At 68.9% G+C, this 22042-nt stretch carries 24 protein-coding genes and 2 pseudogenes; 15 read left to right on the top strand and 11 right to left on the bottom strand.

Going from position 1 to position 22042, the window contains the following annotated elements:
• The first annotated feature begins 99 nt into the window (after positions 1–99).
• The 7 genes and pseudogenes from ACQPY4_RS21225 (at position 100) to ACQPY4_RS21195 (ending at position 6776) form a co-directional block, all read left to right on the top strand.
• The gene (locus tag ACQPY4_RS21225) at positions 100–429 is read left to right on the top strand and encodes a YciI family protein (RefSeq protein WP_433323175.1); all 330 of its coding nucleotides are present in this window, start codon (positions 100–102) and stop codon (positions 427–429) included.
• The gene (locus ACQPY4_RS21220) at positions 426–989 is read left to right on the top strand and encodes a sigma factor (protein WP_433323173.1); all 564 of its coding nucleotides are present in this window, start codon (positions 426–428) and stop codon (positions 987–989) included. Before ACQPY4_RS21225 ends, ACQPY4_RS21220 begins: the two co-directional genes overlap by 4 nt.
• Positions 990–1447: 458 nt before the next feature.
• A pseudogene (locus ACQPY4_RS21215) lies at positions 1448–2003 on the top strand (Tn3 family transposase); the annotation flags it as partial.
• 554 nt (positions 2004–2557) lie between these two features.
• On the top strand, positions 2558–3493 hold the full coding sequence (locus tag ACQPY4_RS21210) for an alpha/beta hydrolase (protein ID WP_433323171.1): 936 nt from the start codon (positions 2558–2560) through the stop codon (positions 3491–3493).
• Between the two features lie 40 nt (positions 3494–3533).
• Positions 3534–4532, top strand: coding sequence for a sigma-70 family RNA polymerase sigma factor (locus tag ACQPY4_RS21205; protein WP_433323169.1), 999 nt, complete (start codon positions 3534–3536; stop codon positions 4530–4532).
• Positions 4529–5110, top strand: a complete 582-nt coding sequence (locus tag ACQPY4_RS21200; RefSeq protein ID WP_433323167.1) for a dihydrofolate reductase family protein — start codon at positions 4529–4531, stop codon at positions 5108–5110. Before ACQPY4_RS21205 ends, ACQPY4_RS21200 begins: the two co-directional genes overlap by 4 nt.
• A 412-nt stretch (positions 5111–5522) precedes the next feature.
• Positions 5523–6776 (top strand): hypothetical protein, encoded by a 1254-nt coding sequence (locus tag ACQPY4_RS21195; protein WP_433323165.1) that lies wholly within the window; start codon positions 5523–5525, stop codon positions 6774–6776.
• A 458-nt stretch (positions 6777–7234) separates the two neighbouring features.
• Here the strand turns inward: ACQPY4_RS21195 and ACQPY4_RS21190 are convergent, their stop codons facing one another.
• A complete protein-coding gene (locus tag ACQPY4_RS21190; protein WP_433323163.1) occupies positions 7235–8671 on the bottom strand; it encodes a DHA2 family efflux MFS transporter permease subunit in 1437 nt (478 codons plus the stop codon).
• An 88-nt stretch (positions 8672–8759) separates the two neighbouring features.
• On the opposite strand from ACQPY4_RS21190, the gene ACQPY4_RS21185 reads away from it, so the two are divergent.
• On the top strand, positions 8760–9335 hold the full coding sequence (locus ACQPY4_RS21185; protein WP_433323161.1) for a TetR/AcrR family transcriptional regulator: 576 nt from the start codon (positions 8760–8762) through the stop codon (positions 9333–9335).
• A 229-nt stretch (positions 9336–9564) separates the two neighbouring features.
• Here ACQPY4_RS21185 and ACQPY4_RS21180 read toward each other — a convergent pair whose 3' ends face one another.
• On the bottom strand, positions 9565–9879 hold the full coding sequence (locus ACQPY4_RS21180) for a cupin domain-containing protein (protein ID WP_433323159.1): 315 nt from the start codon (positions 9877–9879) through the stop codon (positions 9565–9567).
• A gap of 662 nt (positions 9880–10541) precedes the next feature.
• Between ACQPY4_RS21180 and ACQPY4_RS21175 the strand changes: the two genes are divergently transcribed.
• A complete protein-coding gene (locus ACQPY4_RS21175) occupies positions 10542–10820 on the top strand; it encodes a hypothetical protein (RefSeq protein ID WP_433339250.1) in 279 nt (92 codons plus the stop codon).
• Between the two features lie 195 nt (positions 10821–11015).
• Positions 11016–12374, top strand: a complete 1359-nt coding sequence (gene pafA, locus ACQPY4_RS21170; protein ID WP_433323157.1) for a Pup--protein ligase — start codon at positions 11016–11018, stop codon at positions 12372–12374.
• Between the two features lie 48 nt (positions 12375–12422).
• Here pafA and ACQPY4_RS21165 read toward each other — a convergent pair whose 3' ends face one another.
• The gene (locus ACQPY4_RS21165) at positions 12423–12614 is read right to left on the bottom strand and encodes a DUF4214 domain-containing protein (RefSeq protein ID WP_433338970.1); all 192 of its coding nucleotides are present in this window, start codon (positions 12612–12614) and stop codon (positions 12423–12425) included.
• Positions 12588–12713 (bottom strand): annotated as a pseudogene (locus ACQPY4_RS21160) (DUF4214 domain-containing protein); the annotation flags it as partial. The gene ACQPY4_RS21165 and the pseudogene ACQPY4_RS21160, both read right to left, overlap by 27 nt.
• Positions 12714–13034: 321 nt before the next feature.
• Here ACQPY4_RS21160 and ACQPY4_RS21155 point away from each other — a divergent pair.
• Positions 13035–13601: a hypothetical protein gene (locus ACQPY4_RS21155; RefSeq protein WP_433323155.1), complete on the top strand. Its 567-nt coding sequence runs from the start codon at positions 13035–13037 to the stop codon at positions 13599–13601.
• Here ACQPY4_RS21155 and ACQPY4_RS21150 read toward each other — a convergent pair.
• The gene (locus ACQPY4_RS21150; protein ID WP_433323153.1) at positions 13591–13863 is read right to left on the bottom strand and encodes a hypothetical protein; all 273 of its coding nucleotides are present in this window, start codon (positions 13861–13863) and stop codon (positions 13591–13593) included. The two genes, ACQPY4_RS21155 and ACQPY4_RS21150, sit on opposite strands and share 11 nt — an antisense overlap.
• Before the next feature lie 87 nt (positions 13864–13950).
• Positions 13951–14508 (bottom strand): MarR family winged helix-turn-helix transcriptional regulator, encoded by a 558-nt coding sequence (locus ACQPY4_RS21145; protein ID WP_433323151.1) that lies wholly within the window; start codon positions 14506–14508, stop codon positions 13951–13953.
• A gap of 67 nt (positions 14509–14575) precedes the next feature.
• On the opposite strand from ACQPY4_RS21145, the gene ACQPY4_RS21140 reads away from it, so the two are divergent.
• Positions 14576–15295, top strand: coding sequence for an SDR family NAD(P)-dependent oxidoreductase (locus ACQPY4_RS21140; protein WP_433323149.1), 720 nt, complete (start codon positions 14576–14578; stop codon positions 15293–15295).
• Between the two features lie 106 nt (positions 15296–15401).
• Here ACQPY4_RS21140 and ACQPY4_RS21135 read toward each other — a convergent pair whose 3' ends face one another.
• The gene (locus tag ACQPY4_RS21135) at positions 15402–16436 is read right to left on the bottom strand and encodes an alpha/beta hydrolase-fold protein (protein ID WP_433323147.1); all 1035 of its coding nucleotides are present in this window, start codon (positions 16434–16436) and stop codon (positions 15402–15404) included.
• A 74-nt stretch (positions 16437–16510) separates the two neighbouring features.
• Complete coding sequence (locus tag ACQPY4_RS21130) at positions 16511–16984, bottom strand: Lrp/AsnC family transcriptional regulator (protein WP_433323145.1); 474 nt, start codon at positions 16982–16984, stop codon at positions 16511–16513.
• A 186-nt stretch (positions 16985–17170) separates the two neighbouring features.
• Between ACQPY4_RS21130 and ACQPY4_RS21125 the strand changes: the two genes are divergently transcribed.
• Positions 17171–18061, top strand: a complete 891-nt coding sequence (locus ACQPY4_RS21125; protein ID WP_433323143.1) for an EamA family transporter — start codon at positions 17171–17173, stop codon at positions 18059–18061.
• A gap of 24 nt (positions 18062–18085) precedes the next feature.
• Here ACQPY4_RS21125 and ACQPY4_RS21120 read toward each other — a convergent pair whose 3' ends face one another.
• A complete protein-coding gene (locus ACQPY4_RS21120) occupies positions 18086–18958 on the bottom strand; it encodes a serine protein kinase RIO (protein ID WP_433323141.1) in 873 nt (290 codons plus the stop codon).
• A 222-nt stretch (positions 18959–19180) separates the two neighbouring features.
• On the opposite strand from ACQPY4_RS21120, the gene ACQPY4_RS21115 reads away from it, so the two are divergent.
• Positions 19181–19549, top strand: a complete 369-nt coding sequence (locus ACQPY4_RS21115; protein ID WP_433323139.1) for a phosphotransferase — start codon at positions 19181–19183, stop codon at positions 19547–19549.
• A gap of 30 nt (positions 19550–19579) precedes the next feature.
• Here ACQPY4_RS21115 and ACQPY4_RS21110 read toward each other — a convergent pair whose 3' ends face one another.
• Positions 19580–20140 (bottom strand): CGNR zinc finger domain-containing protein, encoded by a 561-nt coding sequence (locus ACQPY4_RS21110; RefSeq protein ID WP_433323137.1) that lies wholly within the window; start codon positions 20138–20140, stop codon positions 19580–19582.
• A gap of 82 nt (positions 20141–20222) precedes the next feature.
• Here ACQPY4_RS21110 and ACQPY4_RS21105 point away from each other — a divergent pair, with 82 nt between their 5' ends.
• The gene (locus ACQPY4_RS21105) at positions 20223–21398 is read left to right on the top strand and encodes an epoxide hydrolase family protein (protein ID WP_433323135.1); all 1176 of its coding nucleotides are present in this window, start codon (positions 20223–20225) and stop codon (positions 21396–21398) included.
• 75 nt (positions 21399–21473) lie between these two features.
• Here ACQPY4_RS21105 and ACQPY4_RS21100 read toward each other — a convergent pair whose 3' ends face one another.
• A complete protein-coding gene (locus ACQPY4_RS21100; protein ID WP_433323133.1) occupies positions 21474–22013 on the bottom strand; it encodes a DUF1062 domain-containing protein in 540 nt (179 codons plus the stop codon).
• Positions 22014–22042 lie beyond the last annotated feature (29 nt).

The following is a 22042-nucleotide window of genomic DNA, read 5'->3' as shown; positions in this document are numbered from 1 at the left end:
GTCGAGGGCAGGGACGGCGTTCTTCACATCCAGGGGTCCAGGCTGCGGGAGAGACGCCGCCCACCAGGGACGCCCAACCCCCAGGAGATGATCCATACGATGCAATACCTGGTATCCGTGATCGACGACAAGACCGGCTCCGCCACCCCGGCCGAGATGGCGGCCATCAACGCCTACAACGACCGGCTTCAGGCCGAGGGCCACTGGGTCTTCGCCGGCGGCCTCGCCTCGCCCGAGGCGGCCACCGTCATCGACAACCGCGATGGCGAGGCGATGTTCACCGACGGGCCCTTCCTGGAGTCCAAGGAGTACATGGCCGGCTTCTGGATCATCGAGGCCCCCGACCTCGACGCGGCGCTCAAGCTCGCCGCCGACGGGTCCAAGCGCTGCAACCGGAAAGTCGAGGTGCGGCCGTTCCTGGGCGAATGAGCGGGGTCGACGTCCGGGAGGCGATCACCCGGGCCCACCAGGAGGAGTGGGCGCGGGTGGTCACCGCCCTGACCAGGCGTTTCGGTGACCTCGACATCGCCGAGGAGGCGGCCGCCGAGGCGTTCGCGACCGCCGTAGAGCGGTGGACGGCCGACGGCGTGCCGCCCAATCCCAGCGGCTGGCTGACCACCACCGCCAACCGCAAGGCCATCGACCGGATCCGGCGCGAGAACAAGCGCGACGACAAACACCAGGAGGCTCGGATGGTGTACGACGACGACCTACCCGAGCCCGTCGGCGCCATCGACGACGACCGGCGCCGGCTGATCTTCACCTGCTGTCACCCGGCGCTGGCGACGCAGACCCGGGTGGCGCTGACGCTGCGCATGGTCGGCGGTCTGACCGTGCCCGAGATCGCCCGCGCCTTCCTGGTGGCCGAGAGTGCCATAGGGCAGCGGATCACCGCGCGAAGGCCAAGATCAAGGCGGCGTGCATCCCCTAACGGGTGCCCTCCGCCGAGGATCTCCTGCGGCGCGTCTCCGGGGTGCTCGCCCGCGTGAGGTGGACGACAAGCTGGTGCCGCCCGCGTGGCGTAAGGCGGTGTATGCCAGCCCTGACCTGCCTCAGGGTGCCGTCGATCGCGACGCTTACGTGGTGTGCGTGCTGGAGCAGTTACACCGGGCCGTGAACCGGCGCGATGTGTTCGCCTCGCCCTCCCACCGCTGGTCCGACCCACGCGCGCGGCTGTTGGACGGCGCCGAGTGGGAAGCCGTGCGCGAGGGCGTCCTGGCGGGCCTGAGCCTGGACATGCCGGTCAAGGAGCACCTGGCGGAGCTGGTGCGGGGCCTGGACGCAGGCTGGAAACTACTGGCCGAACGCCTTGCGGAGGCGGGGCCGGCCGCGAAGTTCAGCATCGAGACGACCGACAGCGGCCGAGTGAAGCTGAACGTCGCGGGTCTTGGTGCGCTCGGGAGCCGCAAACCCTGGGCTGGCTGCGCGGCCGGATCGAGAGAATGCTCTGTTGCGGGTGGCCGGCTCCCTGGTCCCCAAACAGGTCCGCGCCTACGACCTGCTGCGCATGTTCGGCCGCGAGGGCCGCCCGAACCCACTGGGGCAGGCATTCGCCGAGTACGGGCAAATCGCCAAGACCGAGCACCTGCTGCGGGTGGTCGACCCGGTCGACGACACCTACCGCCGGCAGATGAACCGGCAGCTCACCGGCCAGGAGTCCCGCCACGAACTCGCCCGCGACGTGTGCCACGGCAAGCGCGGCACCATCCACCAGGCCTACCGCGACGGGATGGAGGACCAGCTCGGCGCGCTCGGCCTCGTGCTGAACGCCGTGGTGCTGTGGACGACGCGGTACATCGACGCCGCCGTCGCCCAGCTCCGCGCCGCCGGCCATGAGATCCGGGGCGAGGACGTCGCCCGGCTCTCCGAGCTCAAGCACCGCAACCTCAACGTGCTCGGCTGCTACAGCTTCACCGCCTCCCAACCCGACCGGAGGCGGCCTGCGGCCCCTACGCGACCCGGACGCGCCCGAACTGGACGAGGACGAGATCGGCGCCGAGTAAACCCCGGGCACCGGACCTGTCGGCAAATGGCCCTAAACCCGACACCTTCACGGCGCCGACCGGAGCGGTGTCGACGGAAGGGGAGCGTGTCGACCAACGGCAAAGCCCTCGGTCCGGTCGTCCAGCACTTGGCAGGACGCATTGGTATGGATGCCGATCAGGCCACGGCAGAGCCGTGAACAGCGCCGACGCCGTGGCCGTGTCACCCGGGGTTTCGGTGGCAGTGACGAAATCTCGGTCGGATAAGGCTGCTACCTGCTGCTGTGTGCGTTCTCGGCCGGGTGTTGATCACTGCCGCCACTCCTTCGACGTACTCACTCATCACGTGCGACCTCACGTCGCGCCGGCGGTGGCGGGCCTAGTCGAGCTTCAAGATCATCCGATGCGGATTTCGGGCAGTCTGGACTGTCATGCCGTCGTGTCCGTCGCAGGAGCGGATTCCGTCTCCCGGCTGAGTCCCGAGACGGGTGATCGACGCTGCGGCGATTCCTTTTTCGGCCATGGCGCGTCTGTATTTCCGTACGGACGTTGGTCGATCGGAGAGGGGTGCCGGAGTGTCGAACGGTCAGGCGGATGTGGTGAAGGCGCATTTCGAGGCGTTGGGGCGGGAGATATCGCCGGGGATGTCGTTGGCGCACTGGCGGGATGTCGTGGAGCACTACGGCGACGTGACGGGTGAGCCGGGCGGGGTGGACTACCTGGAGGTCGAGGCGGCTGGGGTACCGGCGCTGTGGGTGGTCCCGAAGGGCTGTGCGCAGGATCGGGTGGTGCTGTGTCTGCATGGGGGCGGCTTCGCGACATGCTCGATCTACACGCACCGCAAGATGTTCGCTCACCTGGCCAAGGAGATGGGTGTGAGGGCGTTGATCCCGGGATTTCGTCGTTCCCCGGAGCATCCGCATCCGGCGCAGGTCGACGACGCGGTCGTGGTGTACCGGTGGCTGCTGGAGGAGGGGTTGGCGGCTGACCGGATCGCGTTCGCGGGAGACTCGGCGGGCGGCGGTCTCGCGGTGACGGCGATGCTGCTTGCCCGCGCGCAGGGCCTGCCGTTGCCCGCGGCGTCGATGCCGCTGTCGCCTTGGGTGGACATGGAGGCCGGGGGGGAGTCGATGGTGGCCAACCGGGACAAGGACGCGCTGCTCAACGACGCGCAGATGACGCAGACGCTGATCGGAATGTTCCTGGGTGAGGACGGTGACGTACAAGACCCGTACGCCAACCCGCTGTATGCCGATCTGACCGGGTTGCCGCCGATGTACATCCAGGTTGGCGGGGACGAGACGCTGCTTGACGACGCTCGCCGTCTCGCCGAACATGCCCGCAAAGCGGGCGTTGAGGCGCGTCTGGATGTGTTCGAGGGGCAGCAGCACACATTCCAGCTCGGCGCCGGCCGGGCGTCCCAGGCGGATGAGGCGATCCGGCGGCTGGCCGGATGGGCGAGGCCCAAGTTGGGACTTCAGGATGATGCCACCGCCGCGTCCGGGGGGTGATCTCGGTCTGAGCGATCCGTTGCGGTGGCAAAGGAGCGAGATGACGCCTACGAAGCTCGGGAAGAGTGTGCCCGGGGAGTTCGCTGAGCGAGCCGAGCCGTTCCGCGGGGAGCTGATAGCGCATTGCTATCGGATGCTGGGCTCGGTGGATGAGGCCGAGGACGCGGTGCAGGAGACGTACCTGAACGCCTGGCGGGCGCACCAGAGCTTCGAAGGCCGCTCATCGTTGCGCACCTGGTTGTACCGGATCGCGACCAACGTGTGCCTGTCGGCGCTGCGGGGGCCCGACCGGCGGGTGCTGCCGTCCGGGCTGGGCCCGCCTGGTCAGGATCCGCACGCGCCGGTGTGGGCGGCCGGGGCAGACGTGCGGTGGCTGCAGCCGATCCCGGACGCGCTGGTGACGTCTGAGGATCCGGCTGCGGCCGCCGTCGCACGGGAGAGCCTGCGCCTGGCGCTGGTCGCGTGCTTGCAGCATCTGGCGCCGCGGCAACGCGCTGTGTTTCTCCTGCGTGAGGTGTTGGGGTTTTCGGCGCCGGAGGTGGCGCAGATGCTCGGGGCCACCACGGCGGCGGTGAAAAGCGCCCTGCAACGCGCTCGCGCTCGCCTCGACGAAGCCTCCCCGGCCGTCGAGCGAGCCGTTTCCCCCGATGTCGAGCAGCGCGCGTTGCTGGAGGCCTACATCGCGGCGTTCGAAAACGCGGACGGCGCGGCGTTCGAACGGCTGCTGCGCGCCGATGCCGCGTTGGAGTTCCCACCGGCGGCCACCTGGTTCTCGGGTCGCCAATACTGCGTCCCCTTCCTCAGGCAAGCCGTCGGCGCGACCGGTGACTGGCGCATGATCGCCACCGCGGCGAATGGCCAGCCCGCCGCGGCCTCATACCACCTTGGCGGCGATGGCGCCTACCACGCGTATGGAGTCGCCGTGCTCACCGTCACCGCGGTCGGCATCGCCCGCATCACGGCGTTCGGTGCCCCAGACCTGGTCACGAGGTTCGCGTTGCCGCCCACCCTTTCCGCGCATGCTGGAGGACGATCATGAGGAAATTGCACGCTGCGACGTTGGTCACCTTGGACGGCGTGATGCAAGACCCAGGCGGATTCGGCGAATCCGACTTCGGCGGGTGGGCCGGCCCGCACTTTACGGAGGAAGCCGTACGCGACGCCGTAGACCAGTTGGCCGCGGCCGACACCTTCCTGTGCGGACGGGTGACCTACGAGTTGTTGTCCAGAGCGTGGTCCGGCAACACCGGTGAGTATCTGGGCGTGATCAACAAGATGCCGAAGCTGGTCGCCTCCACCACCCTGCGCGAACCGCTGGAGTGGAACGCCACCCTCATCAAGGGCGACGTCGCCGAGAACCTCACCGCACTCAAGCGGCGCCCCGGCAAAGACATCGTCATGTACGGCAGCGCCACGTTGATGCGCACCCTGATGCGTCACAACTTGGTCGACACCTTTAAGATCTCCGTCTTCCCCATGGTTCTCGGCCAGGGCACACGCCTGTTCCCCGAAGGCTTCACCGCAACGACCCTCCAACTCGCTGATGTGAAAACACTGCGCTCCGGGGTCACCATCCTCACCTACCAGCACCAGCAGGCCCCCCAAGCCGCAGCCTGAGGAGCACCTCGGAGGACCGTCTCGCACGCCCAACGCTCACGGCAGAAGCCGGTCCCGCCTGTAGCCCCGCCCGGCAGCGCAATGAGGCCCCACGCTGTGACATAACCGCAGGTCACGGCTATATCCGACCGAAGTTTCGTCAGCGCTACCGGGACCCGTCGTAGTCACGGGGCTACTGATGGCGCAGGAACCCCATCCCCGTGCTGCCGCCGCATGACGCCCCACTGACACCTAGTGACGAACTCGCAGGACAGAACCTTGCAGAACCGCACGTCCAGAGAGACGCGGGGGAGGGAACACCAGGATAAGCGTCCTTATCCCGGAGCCTCGGCTGACAGATTATTCCGCGTTTCGCGACGCGCGATAAGCGATACGCGTGCCTGAGCGCGAAAAGATCGCTAGGGTTGCGCGGGTGAGCAGCGAAATAACCAGCCAGGAGACCGACGACCAGGCCGGTGCGCAAATCCCGGCGCAGGTTCCGCGCACCCCAGGGACCACAGACGCCGCAGGCACCGCCGACGGCCTCGACAGCGGCAGCGTGGTCGCGGCGGCCGGCGCCGGTGTCGAGGACACCGCTGGCGGACAGGACCCGGCTGGCGGACAGGACGCTGCCGGGGGAGAGGGCGCCGGCGATGGTCCCGGCCGCGGCACGTGCGCGCTGGCCGGGTGCGAGCTGGAGCTGCCGCCGGCGCGGCGCGGGCGGCCGGCCAAGTACTGCAGCAAGGCGCACGCCGACCAGGCCAGCCGCGACCGGCGCGCCGCCGACGCCGCCGCCGTCGAGGAGCCGCTGGCCCGCGCCGAGGCGCTCGCCCGCACCGTCCCGGCCGCGATCGCCGACCTGGCCGCGCAGCTGACGGCGTTGCAGGACGAGCTCACCGCCGCCCAGCAGGGCGCGCTCGCCCGCGTCAACCGGGCTGAGGCCGAGACCGCCGCCGCCCGCCAGGCCGCCGCCGACGCCGACGCTCGCGCCGAGGCCGCCGAACTCGCCCAGCGCCGCGCCGACCAGGCCGCCGCCGACGCCGCCACCGCGCAGCGGGCCGCCGAGGCCGCCGCCGCCCGCGACGCCGCAGCCGCCGCGCAGACCCGCGCCGACGCCGCCGCGAGCGTGGATGCCTACCGGCAACTGCGCGATGCGGCCCAGCAGGCCCAGGCCGACGCCGAGACCCTCCGCGACAGCAAGATCGCCGAACTGCGCGAGCTGCGCCACGCCCACGAGGCCGACCAGGCCCGCTTCCGCGCGGCCCAGCAGACCCACGCCGAGCAACTCGAGCTGCTCGGCGCCGAGCACACCCGCACCCAGCAGGCGCTGGCCGCCGCCCGCGAGGCCCTGGCCACCGCGCAGGGGGAGATCCGCACCCAGCAGGCCCGCGCCCAGGCCGCCGAAGCCGCCCTGGACACCGCCCGGCACGCCAGCGAGCAGGCCAAGGCCGACAGCGACCGGCGCATCGCCGACCTCACCACCCAACTGCAGGCCGCCCAGACCGCCGGCGAGGACGCGCGCCGTCTGGCCGCCGACCGGCAGGCCGAGCTGGCGGCTATCCGGGCGCTGCAGGACAGCCTGCGCACCGAACTGGCCGCCGCCCGCGCGGAGACCGATGCGCAACGCGAACGGGCCGCCCGCGCCGAGGCCGAACACAGCGGCAGTCGCCCCACCAGCGGCGGGTAGCAAGAGAGGCCAACGCGCCACGGGGCCCGCCGGTGGGCGACGGTGGAGCAGGACCTGTCCACACCCTGCGGCGCGGAACGGCTGTCACCAGTCGGACTGCTGTCACCCAGTACACGCGATTGAGTTAGCCCAGCTCAGCGTCCCCCTACTGATCGGTGGGGAGAGTGTGCGGTGCCATCCAGGAGCGGAACCTCACGGGATGTCTCGCTTTTGCCGGACCGGACGCCGCCCTTTCCCTTACGCGCGGACAGGGGGACGTCGGTGTCGTCCAGGGCGCGGGGGCGAGTCTTTGGGGCGTCGTCGCGGCGCACCACCACGTACGCGGGTGGGCAGTTATCCACTCAGCGCTGGATGAACCAAGTGACGGCCGCGGCCCCCATCACGGCTCCCGCGTAGAGGAGGGCAATGGCCCCATGATTGTTGGATTTCGGTGATTGCTGCCGGGGCCCGTGGTCGCATCAGTGACTGGTGGTGTTTTCATGAACGCGCGAGGCTGGGCTGGCCGACCGTGACGATTCGGTGCTCCTGATCAGCCACAGGCCCGTGAACACGGCTGTGGCCAAGGTGACGACGCCGGCCACGACGAAGGCGCTGTTGAGTCCCTCCTCGAAGGTGGCGCCGCCGGACTCCCGGGTGCGGACGACGGCTCCGAGCACCGCCACGCCGAGGACCGCGCCGATCTGCCGGGTGGTGCTGCTGACGCCCGACGCCAGGCCGCCCTCCTGCGGGCTGACCGACTGGATGGCGGCGCCGGTCAGCGGGGACATGGTCAGGGCGAAACCGATACCGACGACGGCCAGCCGCCACCACACGTTGGTGTAGCCGGTGTCGGCGTGCACGAAGCCCAGGGCCAGCAGTCCCAGCCCGGCCAGCGACAGGCCGATGGTGACCATGATCCGGAAGCCGTACCGGGCGGCGAACCGGCCCGCGAACGGGCTGACGATGACCATCGCGAGCGCGGCGGGCAGGGTCTGCACCCCGGCTCGCAGGATCGAGCTGCCCTGGACGTAGACGAAGAACTGGGAGAAGAAGAACGACGAGCCCATGAGCGCGAAACCGACCACGGTCATCGCCGTGTTGGAGACCGTGAACAGCCGTTGCCGGAAGAGCCGCAAGGGCAGCATCGGTGCCGGCACGCGCCCTTCGACGACCACGAAGACGGCGAGGATCACGGACGCGGCGGCGAGGCTGCTCAGGATCACAGGCGAGGTCCAGCCACGGGAGCCGCCCTCGATCAGCCCGTAGGTGAGCGCCCCCACGCCCAGGACGGACAGGACCGTTCCCGGGACGTCGATCGCCGGGGCGCTCGGGTTGCGGGACTCGTCCAGCGCGCGCAGGCCGGCGACCAGCAGGACCGCGCCGACGGGCACGTTGACGAGGAAGATGGCGGGCCAGCCGAAGGCCTCCACCAGGACGCCACCGGCCACTGGTCCGGCGGCCAGGCCGATTCCGCTGAATCCGGCCCACAGCCCGATCGCCCTGACCCGCTCCTGCGGAACCGGATACGCGGCGGCGAGCAGGGTCAGCGAGGCGGGGCTCAGCGCCGCTGCCCCGATGCCCTGCAGCACCCGTCCGACGATCAGCCAGCCGATCGAGGGCGCGGCGGAGCACAGGACGGACGCGGCGGTGAACACCACGACGCCGGCCAGGAACATCCTCTTGCGGCCGAAGCGGTCGGCGAAGACGCCGCCGGACAGCAACAGCATGGCGACCAGCAGCACGTAGGCGTCGACGATCCATTGCAGCCCGGTCAACTGGGTGTGCAGCCGCTCCTGCATGTCGGGCAGCGCCGCGCCGACGATCGTGTTGTCGAGCAACACCATGAACTGCCCCAGGCAGGTCACCGTGAGCAGCGCCACCCGGTTCGGCGCGGTCACCGGCGGTGCAGACGTCATCATTCCCCCTAAAGCAGTTGGTTGCTGCTTTAGGAACCTAGCCAGTGAGGCCCGTAAACGCAACTGCGAGCTGCACTAAGGTGGGGGCATGGAGGAGAGAGCGACGGTGCGGCGGCCCGGCGGGCGCAGCGCCCGTGTCCGGGCGGCGGTGCACCAGGCCGTCACGGACCTGGTCGGCGAGCGCGGCTACGGCGAATTCACGGTCGGTGACGTCGCGGCCCGCGCGGGCGTGGCCGATACCAGCGTCTACCGCCGGTGGGGCACCCTGGAGGCCCTGCTCACCGACGTGGCGCTCACCCGCCTGAACGCGCAGTCGCCGATGCCCGACACCGGGAGCCTGGCCGGTGACCTGCATGCCTACGCCGCCCAGGTGGCGCGCGAGATCACGGGACCCGACGGCCTGGCGGTGCTGCGCCTGACCGTCGCCCTGTCGAACAGGGGCGAACGGGGCCTGCGGGCGCGTGACGACTTTCTCGCCGAACGCACCCGGTTCGTGCAGGCCATGCTCGACCGCGCCGGCGAACGCGGTGAGCGTCCACCCGACGCGCTGGGCGTGCTCGACCACATCATGGCCCCGATGTACATCCGCGTCCTGTTCGGCGCGGGCCCGCTCACCCCGGACTACATCGCCGGGCTGGTCGACCGGCTACTGAGGCAGACATGACCGCCGCCCTCGACAGAACGCGGATCAGCCGGGCGAGGAGCGCGATCCGCGTCCAACACGCTGGTGTGCATGTCCGCGCCGGTAGCTGGCCGGTCGGAGGCCGAACTCACGCTTGAACGCCTTGGTGAAGGCGAACTCGGAGGTGTAGCCGACCTGTTCGGCCACGGCCCGGAGCGGGGTGTGTGCGACTCGCAGAGCATGCGGCCCGCGCCGGTCATCCGCCACGAGGTCAGGTAGGCCATCGGCGGCTGCCCCACCAGGGTGGTGAAGCGCTGGGCGAATACCAACCGGGACAGACCGCCGCCAGTTGCTCGACCGTCCAGGGATGTGCGAGACGGGCGTGCATGGCGTGCAGGGCCTGGCCGACCGCCGGGTCTGCGAGCGCTCCCGCCCACCCGGACGGGGCCGGGTCGCTGCGCTCGTCCAGCCAAGCCCGCAGGATGTAGAGGAGCATCGCGTCGACCAGCGGGAACACGATGCCGTCGCTGCCCGGACGTCGCAGGTCGAGCTCGGTGGCGAGCAGACTGACCAGATGCCCCAGCACGGCCCGCTTGGCCAGCCGGACGGGCAGGTGGACGAGTCCGGGCAGAGTTCCCGCATCAGCGGATGCGACCGCGTCCGATCGAGCTGGTAGGCGCTGCGGAGCGGGATCGCCTCCGCGCCCGGCCCGTCCACGTGCACCCGGCCGATCGGCGACGATGGGTCCTGGCGTTCCGGAGCCAAGTCAATCAGTGGTGTCGGTCAGACCGTGCTCGCTCCCCTCACGGAGGAAGACGACGCCCCCCGGCCCCAGCCCGACCGGGTCGCCGGCTTCAGCGGGCAGCAGCCAGCACGTGCTGGAGCGGTTCTGGCGCGGGCTGAAGCGCCGCGAGATCTACGCCGATGCCTCCAGCAAGTGACGCACCCCGCAAGCTGAGCTGCTGGTGGGTGCCCAGTGGGCGGCGATCCGGCCCGACGCGCTCACGGCGCTCAGCCTCCCCGCGAACCCGGATGCGCTGCTCGGCGAGCACTCGCGCTCCTTGGAGGCTGCTCTGGAGGAGGTCGGCGGGCGCCTGGCCGCCAACACCGACGTGCGGGTGGACGAGGCGGGGAAGATCCCGCAGGCGACCGAGGACCGCATGGTGTCGCTGGGGAGGTGTGGAACAAGATCGAGCGGGTGGTACCGCGCGAGAAACTGTTGGCATCGGCGGCCGGGTCGTGCCCGGTATGCAACGGGACTCGCTGTTCATCCTGGACACCATCCACACCATCGACGGCGGCCCGCGCCCCGAGACCGTGGTGACCGACACCGCCTCCTACTCCGACGTCCTCATCCGCTGCCTCATCGTCCCGGCCGCGAGGCAACTTCTCGGAGCGCGCGCCTGGTGGATGCCCGATCGCCTCGCCCGGCTCCTGCCCACCGTGGCGATCGAACGCCCCGAGCACCAGGAATCCGCTGAACCGTGCTGGCGTCCTCAGGGTCGGCCTGGTCCCGCTGCGTGGTAACAGCGTAGGAAAGCTGCATGTAGACCCGCCGAATCGGGCCCACCGATCTTCGGTGCCGGCCGTGCTTGCGGCGCAGGCTTAAGACGGTGGTGGCAGGCGGTCGGCTCACGCGGCAGCGTCGTTCGGTCTTCTGCCGCGATGGAACAGGGGCTCGGGGGACTGTCAACTGGGCGTTGGGCCGCATACGCTCGCGGTGTGGACAGGCGCATCTTCGGGCTTGAGAACGAGTACGGCGTCACCTGCACCTTTCGTGGGCAGCGGCGGTTGTCACCCGATGAGGTGGCGCGCTATCTGTTTCGTCGTGTGGTGTCGTGGGGTCGTAGCAGCAATGTGTTCCTGCGCAACGGTGCGCGGCTGTATCTGGATGTGGGCAGTCATCCCGAGTACGCCACGCCGGAGTGCGACTCCGTCATCGATCTGGTGACGCACGACAAGGCCGGTGAGCGGATCCTGGAGGGTCTCCTGGTGGACGCCGAGCGGCGTCTGCGGGAGGAGGGCATCGCCGGGGACATCTATCTGTTCAAGAACAACACTGACTCAGCCGGTAACTCCTACGGGTGCCACGAGAACTATTGCGTTGGACGCCAGGGCGAGTTCGGCCGCTTGGCGGACGCTTTGATCCCGTACCTGGTGACGCGGCAGATCATCTGTGGTGCGGGCAAGGTGCTGCAGACGCCCCGTGGGGCGGTGTACTGCGTGTCGCAACGTGCGGAGCACATCTGGGAGGGCGTGTCGTCGGCGACGACGCGTTCGCGTCCGATCATCAACACCCGCGACGAGCCGCACGGCGATGCCGAGCGGTTCCGCCGGTTGCATGTGATCGTCGGTGACTCGAACATGAGTGAGACGACGATGCTGTTGAAGGTCGGGGCGACCGATCTGGTGTTGCGGATGATCGAGGCCGGGGTCGTGATGCGTGATCTGACGCTGGAGAACCCGATCCGGGCGATCCGCGAGGTCAGTCATGACATGACGGGTCGTCGCAAGGTGCGTCTTGCCAACGGCCGTGAGGCCAGTTCGTTGGAGATCCAGAAGGAGTACTTCGGCAAGGCCAAGGACTTCGTTGACCGTCGCGGTGGCGACGCGGTGACGATGCGCGTCCTGGACCTGTGGGAGCGGACCCTGCGAGCGGTCGAGACCGGCGACCTCGACCTGGTGGGCCGGGAGATCGACTGGGTGATCAAGTACCAGCTGATCGAGCGGTACCGCCGCAAGTATGATCTGCCGCTGTCGTCTCCGCGCGTGGCTCAGCTCGACCTGACCTATCACGACGTGCACCGTGACCGCGGGCTGTACTACCTGTTGCAGAAGCGCGGTTCGGTGGAGCGGGTGGCGAACGATCTGGAGATCTTCGAGGCCAAGTCGGTGCCGCCGCAGACCACCCGGGCCCGGCTGCGCGGCGAGTTCATCCGCAAGGCGCAGGAGAAGCGCCGCGACTTCACCGTCGACTGGGTGCATCTGAAGCTGAACGATCAGGCGCAGCGCACGGTGCTGTGCAAGGACCCGTTCCGCTCGGTGGACGAGCGTGTCGACAAGCTCATTGCCGGCATGTGACGCACTGCGCGGGTCTCGGCGGCCTCGCATTGATCGTTCGCGCTGGACTCAGAAGCGGATGAAGGAACGGGCACGGTATTCGTCGGAGGTCAGGAAGCCGTTCTGGATCTTCTGGAACGCGGTGCCGTTCGACACCCCGCTCACCCAGTAGGCCAGGCCGCCGGAGTCGGGCGCCCGGCTGAGCAGCGAGGCGTACCGCTGGGTGGAGTACTCCTCGGAGAGGAGGAAACTGCGGGCCACGTCGGCGGCGTCCGTGCCGCTGGCGAGCTGGTCGACCCAATACTTCTGCCCGCCTGGGTCGGGGTCGCGTCCGAGAAGCTTCTTGTAGAGCGACTCGACGAACCCCGTCGGGCGGGACGTTGGTGTTCTTGTACTCCGTGCTGTCGAGGAAGCCGGTGAGGACGTCGTGCCGAGGCGGCCCCGCTGTCAGGCGGCCGACCCAGGTCATCACTGCGGTAGGCCAGTTCCAACGCGACCTGTAGAACGAGCTGACCGATGAGGGGATCGTCGCGGCCTGACCCCGCTGTTCCACACCAACCTGCCCCTATGGGGTGATCCAGTTGCGCACGGATCGACGCTTGGACCTGACAGTGCTCTCACCAACCAGCTCATGGGCTCAGCCTCTTAGCCAGGTCAGTGCCCTCCTGGCATGATTCCCCCGTGAACTCCGCGCCGAAGCTGACGGTAGAGAGCTACGAACGGCTGGTCGCCGGCCTACGTGGAGGGACGGTTCTCACCGTCGACTATTTCGTTCTCATGACCGGCGACGAAGGCATCACGCCTGACGAATGGGACTACGGCACCTGGCACGAACCCACCATGGGCATCGAACTGACCATGGATCCGGGCGTCACCTACTCGGCAACCTGGAACCACACGTTCGGCCTCTACGGCCTTGAGCTCTACCGGGCCCCGATGAGTGACTTCCTCCTCAACATCGGCAATCCGGGCGGTTCCGCTCGCATCTCGGCCACAGACCATCCCTTGTGGGCCGGCATCATCGCCACACCGATCGAGTCCTGCCACATCCTGTGGAGCGATCAAGAATACGGCCCTGCGATCCACATCCCCGAGGCCGTCCAATTGCGGACCGCCACCGGTCAGGTCTGGATCGCCGCCGGACGCTCAGCGGGTGATCCATCGAGCGGCCTATTCCATCTGGGCACCGACGACGTCCTCGTCGCCTTCGATACTGAAACCGCTATCCATGCCGGGCTCAAGACCTGATCACACGCCGAATCTCGGCATCGAGACGGGCGAGCGCCTCAAGCCCGCCGACCGGGACGCGGGCAGTCGAGACATCGCCCGCGACCGTCCGCACGGTCGCCCCGACGGACCGCAGCGTCGCGCGCTGGTCCGCGGACAGTTCGCGCGTCGTGCGCATCAGGACGTCGGCCTCGTCCCGGTCCTCCGCCGCCGCGGCGCGGACCGCCCGTTTTGCCTCCGGGCTCAGTTTCCTCAGTCCACGATTTCGGCCGGGCCCTGTCATCGCTCGGCATTCCTGATCACCTCGCGGTGTGGAACGGTCGCTTTCGTGGTCCGGCCACGGTGACAATTCGAATAAGCCTTGAGGGACTCAGTCTTGGCCGACGTGCGTCATCCGGTCGTCGTCGACGCGTTGCTGAACCTGCTGGAGAAGAACGCAGAGCAACTCTGCGAGCTGGGACTGCTGGTCGGGTGTGAGGCCGCTGATCAGTTCGGCCTCCCGGTGGAGCACCTGGTCAACGGTCGCCTCGACCACCTCGTGCCCGGAGGTGGTCAGCGTGACCTGCACAGCGCGGGGACGCCCCTGGGCGGGGTGGCGCTTGACCAGGCCCTCGCGTTCGGCGCGGGCGACGCGCTGCGAGATCGCTCCCGCCGTCACCAGGGAGCGCTGGCTGAGCTCCCGGGTGCTGAGCGTGTACGGGGGGCCGCTTCGACGCAGGACGCTGAGCAGGTCAAGCGTGGCGGCGTCCACCCCGGCGCGAGCGAGGACCGAGCGCCGATCATCACCGAAGAGCTTGGCCAGTTGCCACATCGGCGTGACGATGCGGATCGAGGAGACCGGCGTGCCGGGACGCTCCCGCTCCCAGGCGGCGGCGATCTCGTGGACGAGATGGCCGCCGCCGTCCTCTGGACTGGGGTCTGTTGTCACGTGCCTCTCCTCGGAGTGTATGTTTAGACCTAAATTTAGATCTAAACACTAGTGAGGAGCTCAGCTTATGACACGCACCATCCTGGTCACCGGCGGGGGGACGGGCATCGGCCGCGCCATCGCCCGCCGTTTCGCCGAGCGGCAGGAGTCCGTCATCATCACCGGCCGCCGCCCGGGCCCCCTCAAGGAGCTGGCGGACGAGCTCGGTGTCCGAGCCCTGGTGTGCGACCACACCGACCCCGAGGCACTCACGGGAGTGCTGGACGAGTTGCCCGACAGCATCGAGGTGCTGGTCAACAACGCCGGCGGGAACACCGACTTCGACGCCGACGGCAGGTCGGACCTGGCCGCGTACGCCCGGGACTTCCGCGCCAACCTCGACGCGAACCTGGTCAGTGCCGCACTGACGACCAAGGCACTGGACGCGCGCCTCGCCGCGGGCGGTGCGGTGGTCCACATCGGATCGATCGCCGCCGATCAGGGTGCCGGTTCCTATGGGGCGGCCAAGGCCGGGCTCGCCGCCTGGAACCTGGATCTGGCGGGCGAACTGGGCGCACGCGGCATCACCGCCAACGTCGTCTCGCCCGGCTACGTCGCGGACACAGAGTTCTTCCGGGACCGGCTGCCGGACGAAAGGCGCGCGGACCTGGTCTCCTCGACCGCGACGGGCCGCGCCGGCTCACCGGACGACATCTCCGAGGCGGTCTTCTTCCTCGCGTCACCGGCGGCACGCCACATCACCGGGCAGGTGCTGAACGTGAACGGAGGTGCGCACAGAACCCGCTGAACCCTCGGGGTCTCGAACAGCGCCCACCTGGCTCAGCCCGACCACCCGGCGGGCGCTGTTCCTCAACCGCCGCGATTGCGCTGGCCAGGGTGGCGTCCCCGCGGTGTCAGCCGGTCAGCCGCTGGCTCAGCCAGCCGATCGAGAGCGGGTAGCGGTACTCGATCCCCCCGTGGCCGCCGTCGAACAGTTCGAAGTGGACCCGGTCGTCCGGCACTCCGGCGGCCGAGACCGCCCGCCGGAAGGCCGCCGCTCCTGCGTCGAGGTGGTACTCATCCCGGTCGCCGGCATCGATCCACAGTGCCCGCAGCGAGCCCAGCGCCTCGGCGTACTTCGGCTGCGTGGCCATCACCACCGGATCCCACTCCAGCCACCGCTGCCAGACCTCGGGGACGATCGCCCCGATCTCGTCGAACGGCAGGCGCACGGTGCCGTCCTCGTCGGCCGAGTAGGCCGCGGCGTAGGCGTACACCTCGATGAGTTCGAGGTCGCTGGGCTTGGTGCCGGGGATCCGGCTCCGGAAGTCGGCGAGGTACTTCTCGTACGACCCGTCGTATTCGTTGCGCAACATCCGGAACCGGCGGGGCAGTTCGGCCCGGTAGCCGGTCTCAAAGAGCGCGTCGCCGGCATGGGTGGCCAGTGCGCCGAACACGTCGGGACGCAGCATCGGGGTGATCATCGCGGCGTAACCGCCCGTGGATTTGCCGGCGATCGCCCGGTGGTCGCGGTCGGGGAAGGTCCGGTAGTTCGCGTCCACCCACGGCACGACCTCTTCGCAGAGGTGCGTGTGGTAGCGGCCGGTGGCGGGGGAGTCGAGGTGCTGGCTGCCGCCGAGCGACGTCCAGGCGTCGAAGAAAACGACGATGGCGGGTGGCGCGCCGGAGCGGCTGAACATCGCGTCGATCAGCTCGGGGTAGGCCTGCCGGAACGGGAGGCGGTTGAAGGTCATGCCGAGATGACCGCTGTAGCCGGGCAGCCAGAAGATCGTCGGGTAGCGCCGTCCGGGCTCGTCGTCATAGCCGGGCGGAACGTACACCAGCAGCGGTCGTTCGGACGGGTCGCCGAGCGGGTTGCCGCGTAGCACCGCGCTGTCGATCGTCCGGTGCTCGAACCTGCCGCCGAGCTCGGCTGACCAAGGCAACATCAATATTCTCCGTACGGGGGGATTGATCGAGACGGGCGGGTTTCCGGCCGTAGCGAAGAGCGAGCCGCCGGGCGTCATTCAGGACGCGTGGCGTCCACGCCCAAGGGCCGTTCGAAGATGGTGCGCAGCACGATGGTCGTGCTCGTGCCGACCACCGGCGGGATCGCGCGGACGCGGTCCAGCACCTCCGCGAGCGTGCCCGTGCTGGCCACGCGGACCTTCAGCAAGTAGCAGTCCTCGCCCGCGACCTCGTGCACTTCGAGCACACAGGGTTCGCGGTCGAGCCACTCGTTGACGATCACTTTGGCGGCCTCACCGGACTCGAAGCGCAGCGCGATGAACGCCGCCGTGTCCGCGTCGACGCTCACCGGGTCGAGGTTCGCCCGGTAGCCGGTGATCACCCCGTCGCGTTCGAGTCGCTGCAGGCGGTCTCGCACCGATGGTTCGGACATTCCGACCGTCCGCGCAAGCGCCCGGACGGTCTGCCGGCCGTCCGCCGTCACCTCGCGCAGGATCGTCCGATCGACGTCGTCTATCTCTCGCTTCATGTCGAAAACTTGCCCTTCATGATGGTTCAACCTAATCTATCGAAGATCTGGTGTCTAGTTTCCCTTGTTTAATGAGGCGAGAGAAGCGCTGTGTCTAACTTGAAGTCGACGTCTCGTCCGCTGCTCCCGTGGCTGGCGTTGCTCACCGTATGGATCCTCTGGGGATCCACGTACCTTGGCATCCGGGTGGCGGTCGACACGATTCCGCCGCTGCTGATGGCCGGGTCCCGGTTCCTGATCGCCGGTGTGGCATTGCTGGCGATCGTGGGACCGCGGCACGCTCGCGGTGCCAGTCGTCCGACCGGGCGGCAGCTGCGCTCCGCGGTGATCGTCGCCGCCCTCCTGCTGGTCGGCGGCAACGGGCTGCTCAGCGTCGGCGAGACGAGCGTCGACTCCGGGCTGGCCGCCCTGATCGTGGCGACCGTTCCGGTCTGGATGGTCCTGTTCAACGCGGCGGTGACCAGGACGCCGGTCACGGTCACCATGATGGTGGCGCTCGGCCTCGGGACGGCCGGGGTCGCGGTGCTCGTCGGCGGGCCCGGCGCGCGCGTCGACGCCGGCGGCGCGAGCGTGGTGCTGATCGGGTCGCTCTGCTGGGCGGCGGGTTCGGTCTACGCCCGCGGTGCCCCGTTGCCCCCGCACCCGCTCGTGGCGACGTCGATAGAAATGATCGCCGGCGGGCTGCTGCTGATCGTCGCCGGTGCCGTGACGGGCGAATTCGGCCGCCTCGACCTCGCCGGGATCAGCCAGGCGTCCATCGCGGGGTTCCTGTGGCTGGTCGTCGCCGGCTCCATGATCGCCTTCACCGCCTACGGCTACGCGAACGCGACCCTGCCCAACGACGCCATGGTCACCTACGCCTACGTCAACCCCGTGGTCGCGGTCGTCCTGGGCGGCCTGCTCGGCAACGAGACGCTCAGCTCGAACGTGCTGCTCGGCGGGGCCATCATCATCAGCGCGGTGGTGCTCATCGTCGGCGGCAGGGCCGCGTCGCGGCGCACGGCGCGGCCCAGTGAACGCCCTTCCTCACCAGTCAGCTCATCACGGGTGACCCAGGGCGGGCCCCCGAAGGAATAGGCCAACCGGGGTCGATGCCGGGGGTCAGAACACCATCGTGAGGAGGTCGGCGAACAGTTCCTGCTCGTCGATCTCCAGGCCCCGGTTGGTGAACCAGGTGGCCATGTTGTGGCAGTCGCGCAGCAGGAAGTCCATGCCCTTCGGGTTGCCGATGACGTCGACGACCTGGGGGAGGTCGATCATCACGATCCGGTCGGTCTGGGCGAGGACGTTGTAGGGCGAGAGGTCGCCGTGCGCGAGCCCCGCGCGGGCCAGTTCGCGCATGCCGTCGCGGAGCTGCTCGAAGTACACGCCGAGCAGTTCCCTGGACGGCCGGACCTGGGCGAGCCGGGGCGCGGCGCCGCCCTCGCCGTCGTCGATGAACTCCATCAGCAGCTCGGTGCCGTTCACCTGGACGGGATACGGCACCGGGACGCCGGCCGTCCACAGCCGGTTGAGGGCGTCCCATTCGGCGTAGGCCCACTGACCGGCCGCGACGCTCCGGCCGTGCGAGGTCTTCTTGGCCATCGCCCGGCTGTCGCGGCTGTTGCGGGTGCGGCGGCCTTCGACGTAGGACGAACTGCGGTGGAAGGCCCGGTGTTCCTCGGTGCGGTACCGCTTCGCGGCCAGCAGCGAGGACCTCGCCGGGTTGTCTCCGCTGGCGTCGACGGCCCGTTCGAGCAGGAAGACGTCGGCTTCCTTGCCCGTCTTGAGGATGCCGAGCTCGGTGTCGATCGCGGCCTCTTCCGTCACCACCCACGAGGGGCGTGGTTCCGGGCCGCGACAACCGCGCTCGACGTCCAGCCAGGTGGACCACCGCTGATCCGGGCCCAGCTTCTCCTCGACGGAATGGAATTCGAAGACGAAGGGGTCGGCCGGACGGGAGTCGGGATCAGAGAGTTCGTACTCGGAAGACAACGGGTGTGCTCCTGAACAAAGAGGTGGGACTGATGCGGACATGCCGCAGCACAGTGATGGCCATCCGTCAGCCCTCCTTAGTCCAGGCAGCGCTCTCCGCCGCTCGATCAAGCCAGCTTGGCCCACCCGTCCCGGCCCCGCAACGTATTTAGGAGCCGAGCCCCTGACGACCCGCGTCCCGGAAAGTTCTTCCGCGCCTGGTACAAGCCTGTCCGGGAGATCATGAGCCAAGGCAGATGCCAGACCTGCAAACGGCTGCACGGTGACCTCCATCCCGCGAATGTCGTCGTCTCGGACGGCACGCTCTCGAGCGTGATCGATTTCGGTGACATGTTCGCCGGCGACCCGGCATGGGACCTGGCCGCCGCGTGGGTGCTCCTCCCCGCGGGCACGGCCGCACGGTTCTTCGACGCGTATGCGCTCGCGGACGAGGGGACGATTCGGCGCGCCCGAGGCCTGGCCGCTGTGAAATGCCTTTTCCTCATGCTCATGGGCCAGAACGGAGAACTGGGCCTTCCCGGCGGGAAACCGACATGGGGACCCGTCGGCCGGGAGGCGCTCAAACGTGTTCTGGCGCCCAATCTGAGCTGACCTGCATTCCCGCTTCGCCGATCACCTGGCTCAGGTGGGCTTCTTGCGCTGGTTGGCGTTGAAGCGCGCCTTCTTCTGACGATTCCCGCAGGTGTTCATGTCGCACCATTTGCGGGTGCGGCTCTGGCTGGTGTCGAAGAAGGCGGCTCGGCAGGTCGGCGATGCGCACAAGGCCAATTTTCCGTCTCGTTCGCCCGCGAGGATGCTGATCGCGTCGGCGGCGATCACGCCCAGGGCGTCTTCCACGCAGGAGGACGAGCTGAGTCTCCATCGCCGTTCCCTCTCGGGCGTCAGGATGGCCGCGGCCCGCCCCTGAATGCTGCGGTCGTTGATGACCTGGACGGCAGACGCGGGAAGAGCGTCGTGGATCGCGGCCGCTGTCGCGGCGGCGTGAATGGATTCCCTCAACTCCCGAGCGAGTTCGTGCTGGGTGGCGGTGCAGGAGTCCACGGCGAGGCCGTTCACCGCCAGCCAGTCGACGAGTCGCTGCGGCGTGGGAATGCGCTCCACGGCGTTTCCGTGACGCTCCGTCAGCGTCCCCGTGAAGCTGGTCGCCAGCACGCTACCGAGGCGAAAGTCGGGGAAGCGCATGGAACCACCTTAGCCGGTTGCCCGTCGACCTGGAGGCATGTTAGAACCGTCTTAGCCGGTTCCACGATGAGCGGGAGGTCTTATGCCCACGAGCCGTCTCACCAGCGACGTGCGGGCGTTCGAAGCCCACGCGAGTGACGCCGACCTGGACGATCTGCGCGCGCGACTGGCCGCGGCGCGGCTGCCCGAAGCTGAGACGGTCTGTCGCGCCGGGCCCGACCCTCGCCGATGGGAGCAGGGCGTTCCCCTCGCCGACCTCGTCGACGTCGTGAACTACTGGCGCACCGGGTACGACTGGCGGCCCTTCGAAGCCCGCCTCAACCAGATCGGCCAGTTCCGCACGACCATTGACGGTCTGGGAATCCACTTCCTGCACCGCCGGTCCCCGCGCGCGGATGCCACTCCTCTGATCCTCACGCACGGCTGGCCGGGCAGCATCGCTGAGTTCATCGACGTGGTGGACGAACTGGCGGAACCAAAAGACGCAGGCGCGCCGGCGTTCCACGTCGTGGTCCCGTCGCTGCCGGGCTTCGGCTACAGCGACAAGCCGGCCACCACCGGGTGGGGCATCGAGAAGATCGCGGCCGCATGGGTGGAACTGATGGGAAGGCTCGGCTACAGCGAGTTCGCAGCCCACGGCGGCGACTGGGGAGGTGTGATCACCACGGTCCTCGGCGGCAGGTTCCCGGAGCACGTGCTGGGCATCCACACGACGTTGGCGCAGGCACCTCCCGGGTTGACGACGGACGGACTGACGGCGACCGAGCGCGAATGGACCGAGCAGACCCGCGAGTTCTGGCACCACCGCGCGGCGTACGCGAAGCAGCAGGCGACCCGACCCCAGACCATCGGCTACTCGCTCGTCGACTCACCGGTCGGGCTGCTCGCCTGGATCCTCGACAAGTTCGCCGAGTGGTCGGACACCGAAGACAGCCCGTTCGAGACGATCTCCCGAGACAGGATCCTCGACGACGTCACCCTGTACTGGCTGACGCGGTCCGGCGCTTCGGCGGCCCGCATTTACTACGAAAGCCATCTCTCGCTCGACCCCGAACTTCGGGTCGACGTCCCGTCGGCGATCAGTATGTATCCCCGCGACACCGAGAAGTGCCCGCGCCCCTGGGCACAGGAGCGATACCGAAAGCTCGTCCGATGGGCGACGCCTGAAGCCGGAGGACATTTCCCGTCGCTGGAGGTCCCCGAGCACTGGGTCAAGGATCTGCAAGAAGGCCTCACGGCAGTGCTGGCCGCCCATTGATGAACGCGGCTGTCCAGGGGCCAGGGGCGGCTCCATGGTTTGGAGCCGCCCCTGGGTTGTGGGGTCAGGTGCTTGCTAGTCGCCGGCTAGCACGGTGAAGGTGAATCCGGTGCTGGTCGGGCGGCGTAGCGGAATCTCGCACTTGATCCGGCGCAGGACCTCGTTCCTGCTGAGGCCGAGGCCCTGGGCGACGAGCCGCTCCGGGCGCAGCGGCACCGGATCTTCGAAGACGACGTCCACCTCGACCGGCCACGGTTCGTCGAGCCAGGGCGATGGGGTGTCCAGTTGCCATGCTCCTTCCCAGTTCAGGGTGAAACGGTTGCGCCGGGCGAGCAGCGGGTCCAGCAGCCTGGACGCCACCAGCTCGGGATCGTTGGTGTGGTAGCCGTCGAGCACGGCCGGGTCGATGGACCTGACCGGGGCTCGCTCGTGCACGGTGAGTTTGGCCGTGCGGTCGCAGGACACGCAGCGGACCAGCAGCCACACGTCCAGCAGCCTGCCGTTGGCGTTGACGCGGAACCTGCCCTCGTCGGTGCTTGCCGATTCGGACCGGCAGGTCACGCACCGCAGCGACAGCAGGGGCAGCCTGGTCCGGCGGACGACCCAGGGCAGCACGATATGAGGTTGTGAAGACATGATCTCTC

The organism is Spirillospora sp. CA-294931 (genome assembly GCF_050946795.1).
Taxonomy (GTDB): domain Bacteria; phylum Actinomycetota; class Actinomycetes; order Streptosporangiales; family Streptosporangiaceae; genus Spirillospora.
Note: the sequence above shows the minus strand (reverse complement) of the source record. Positions and strands in the feature narration are given on the sequence as shown.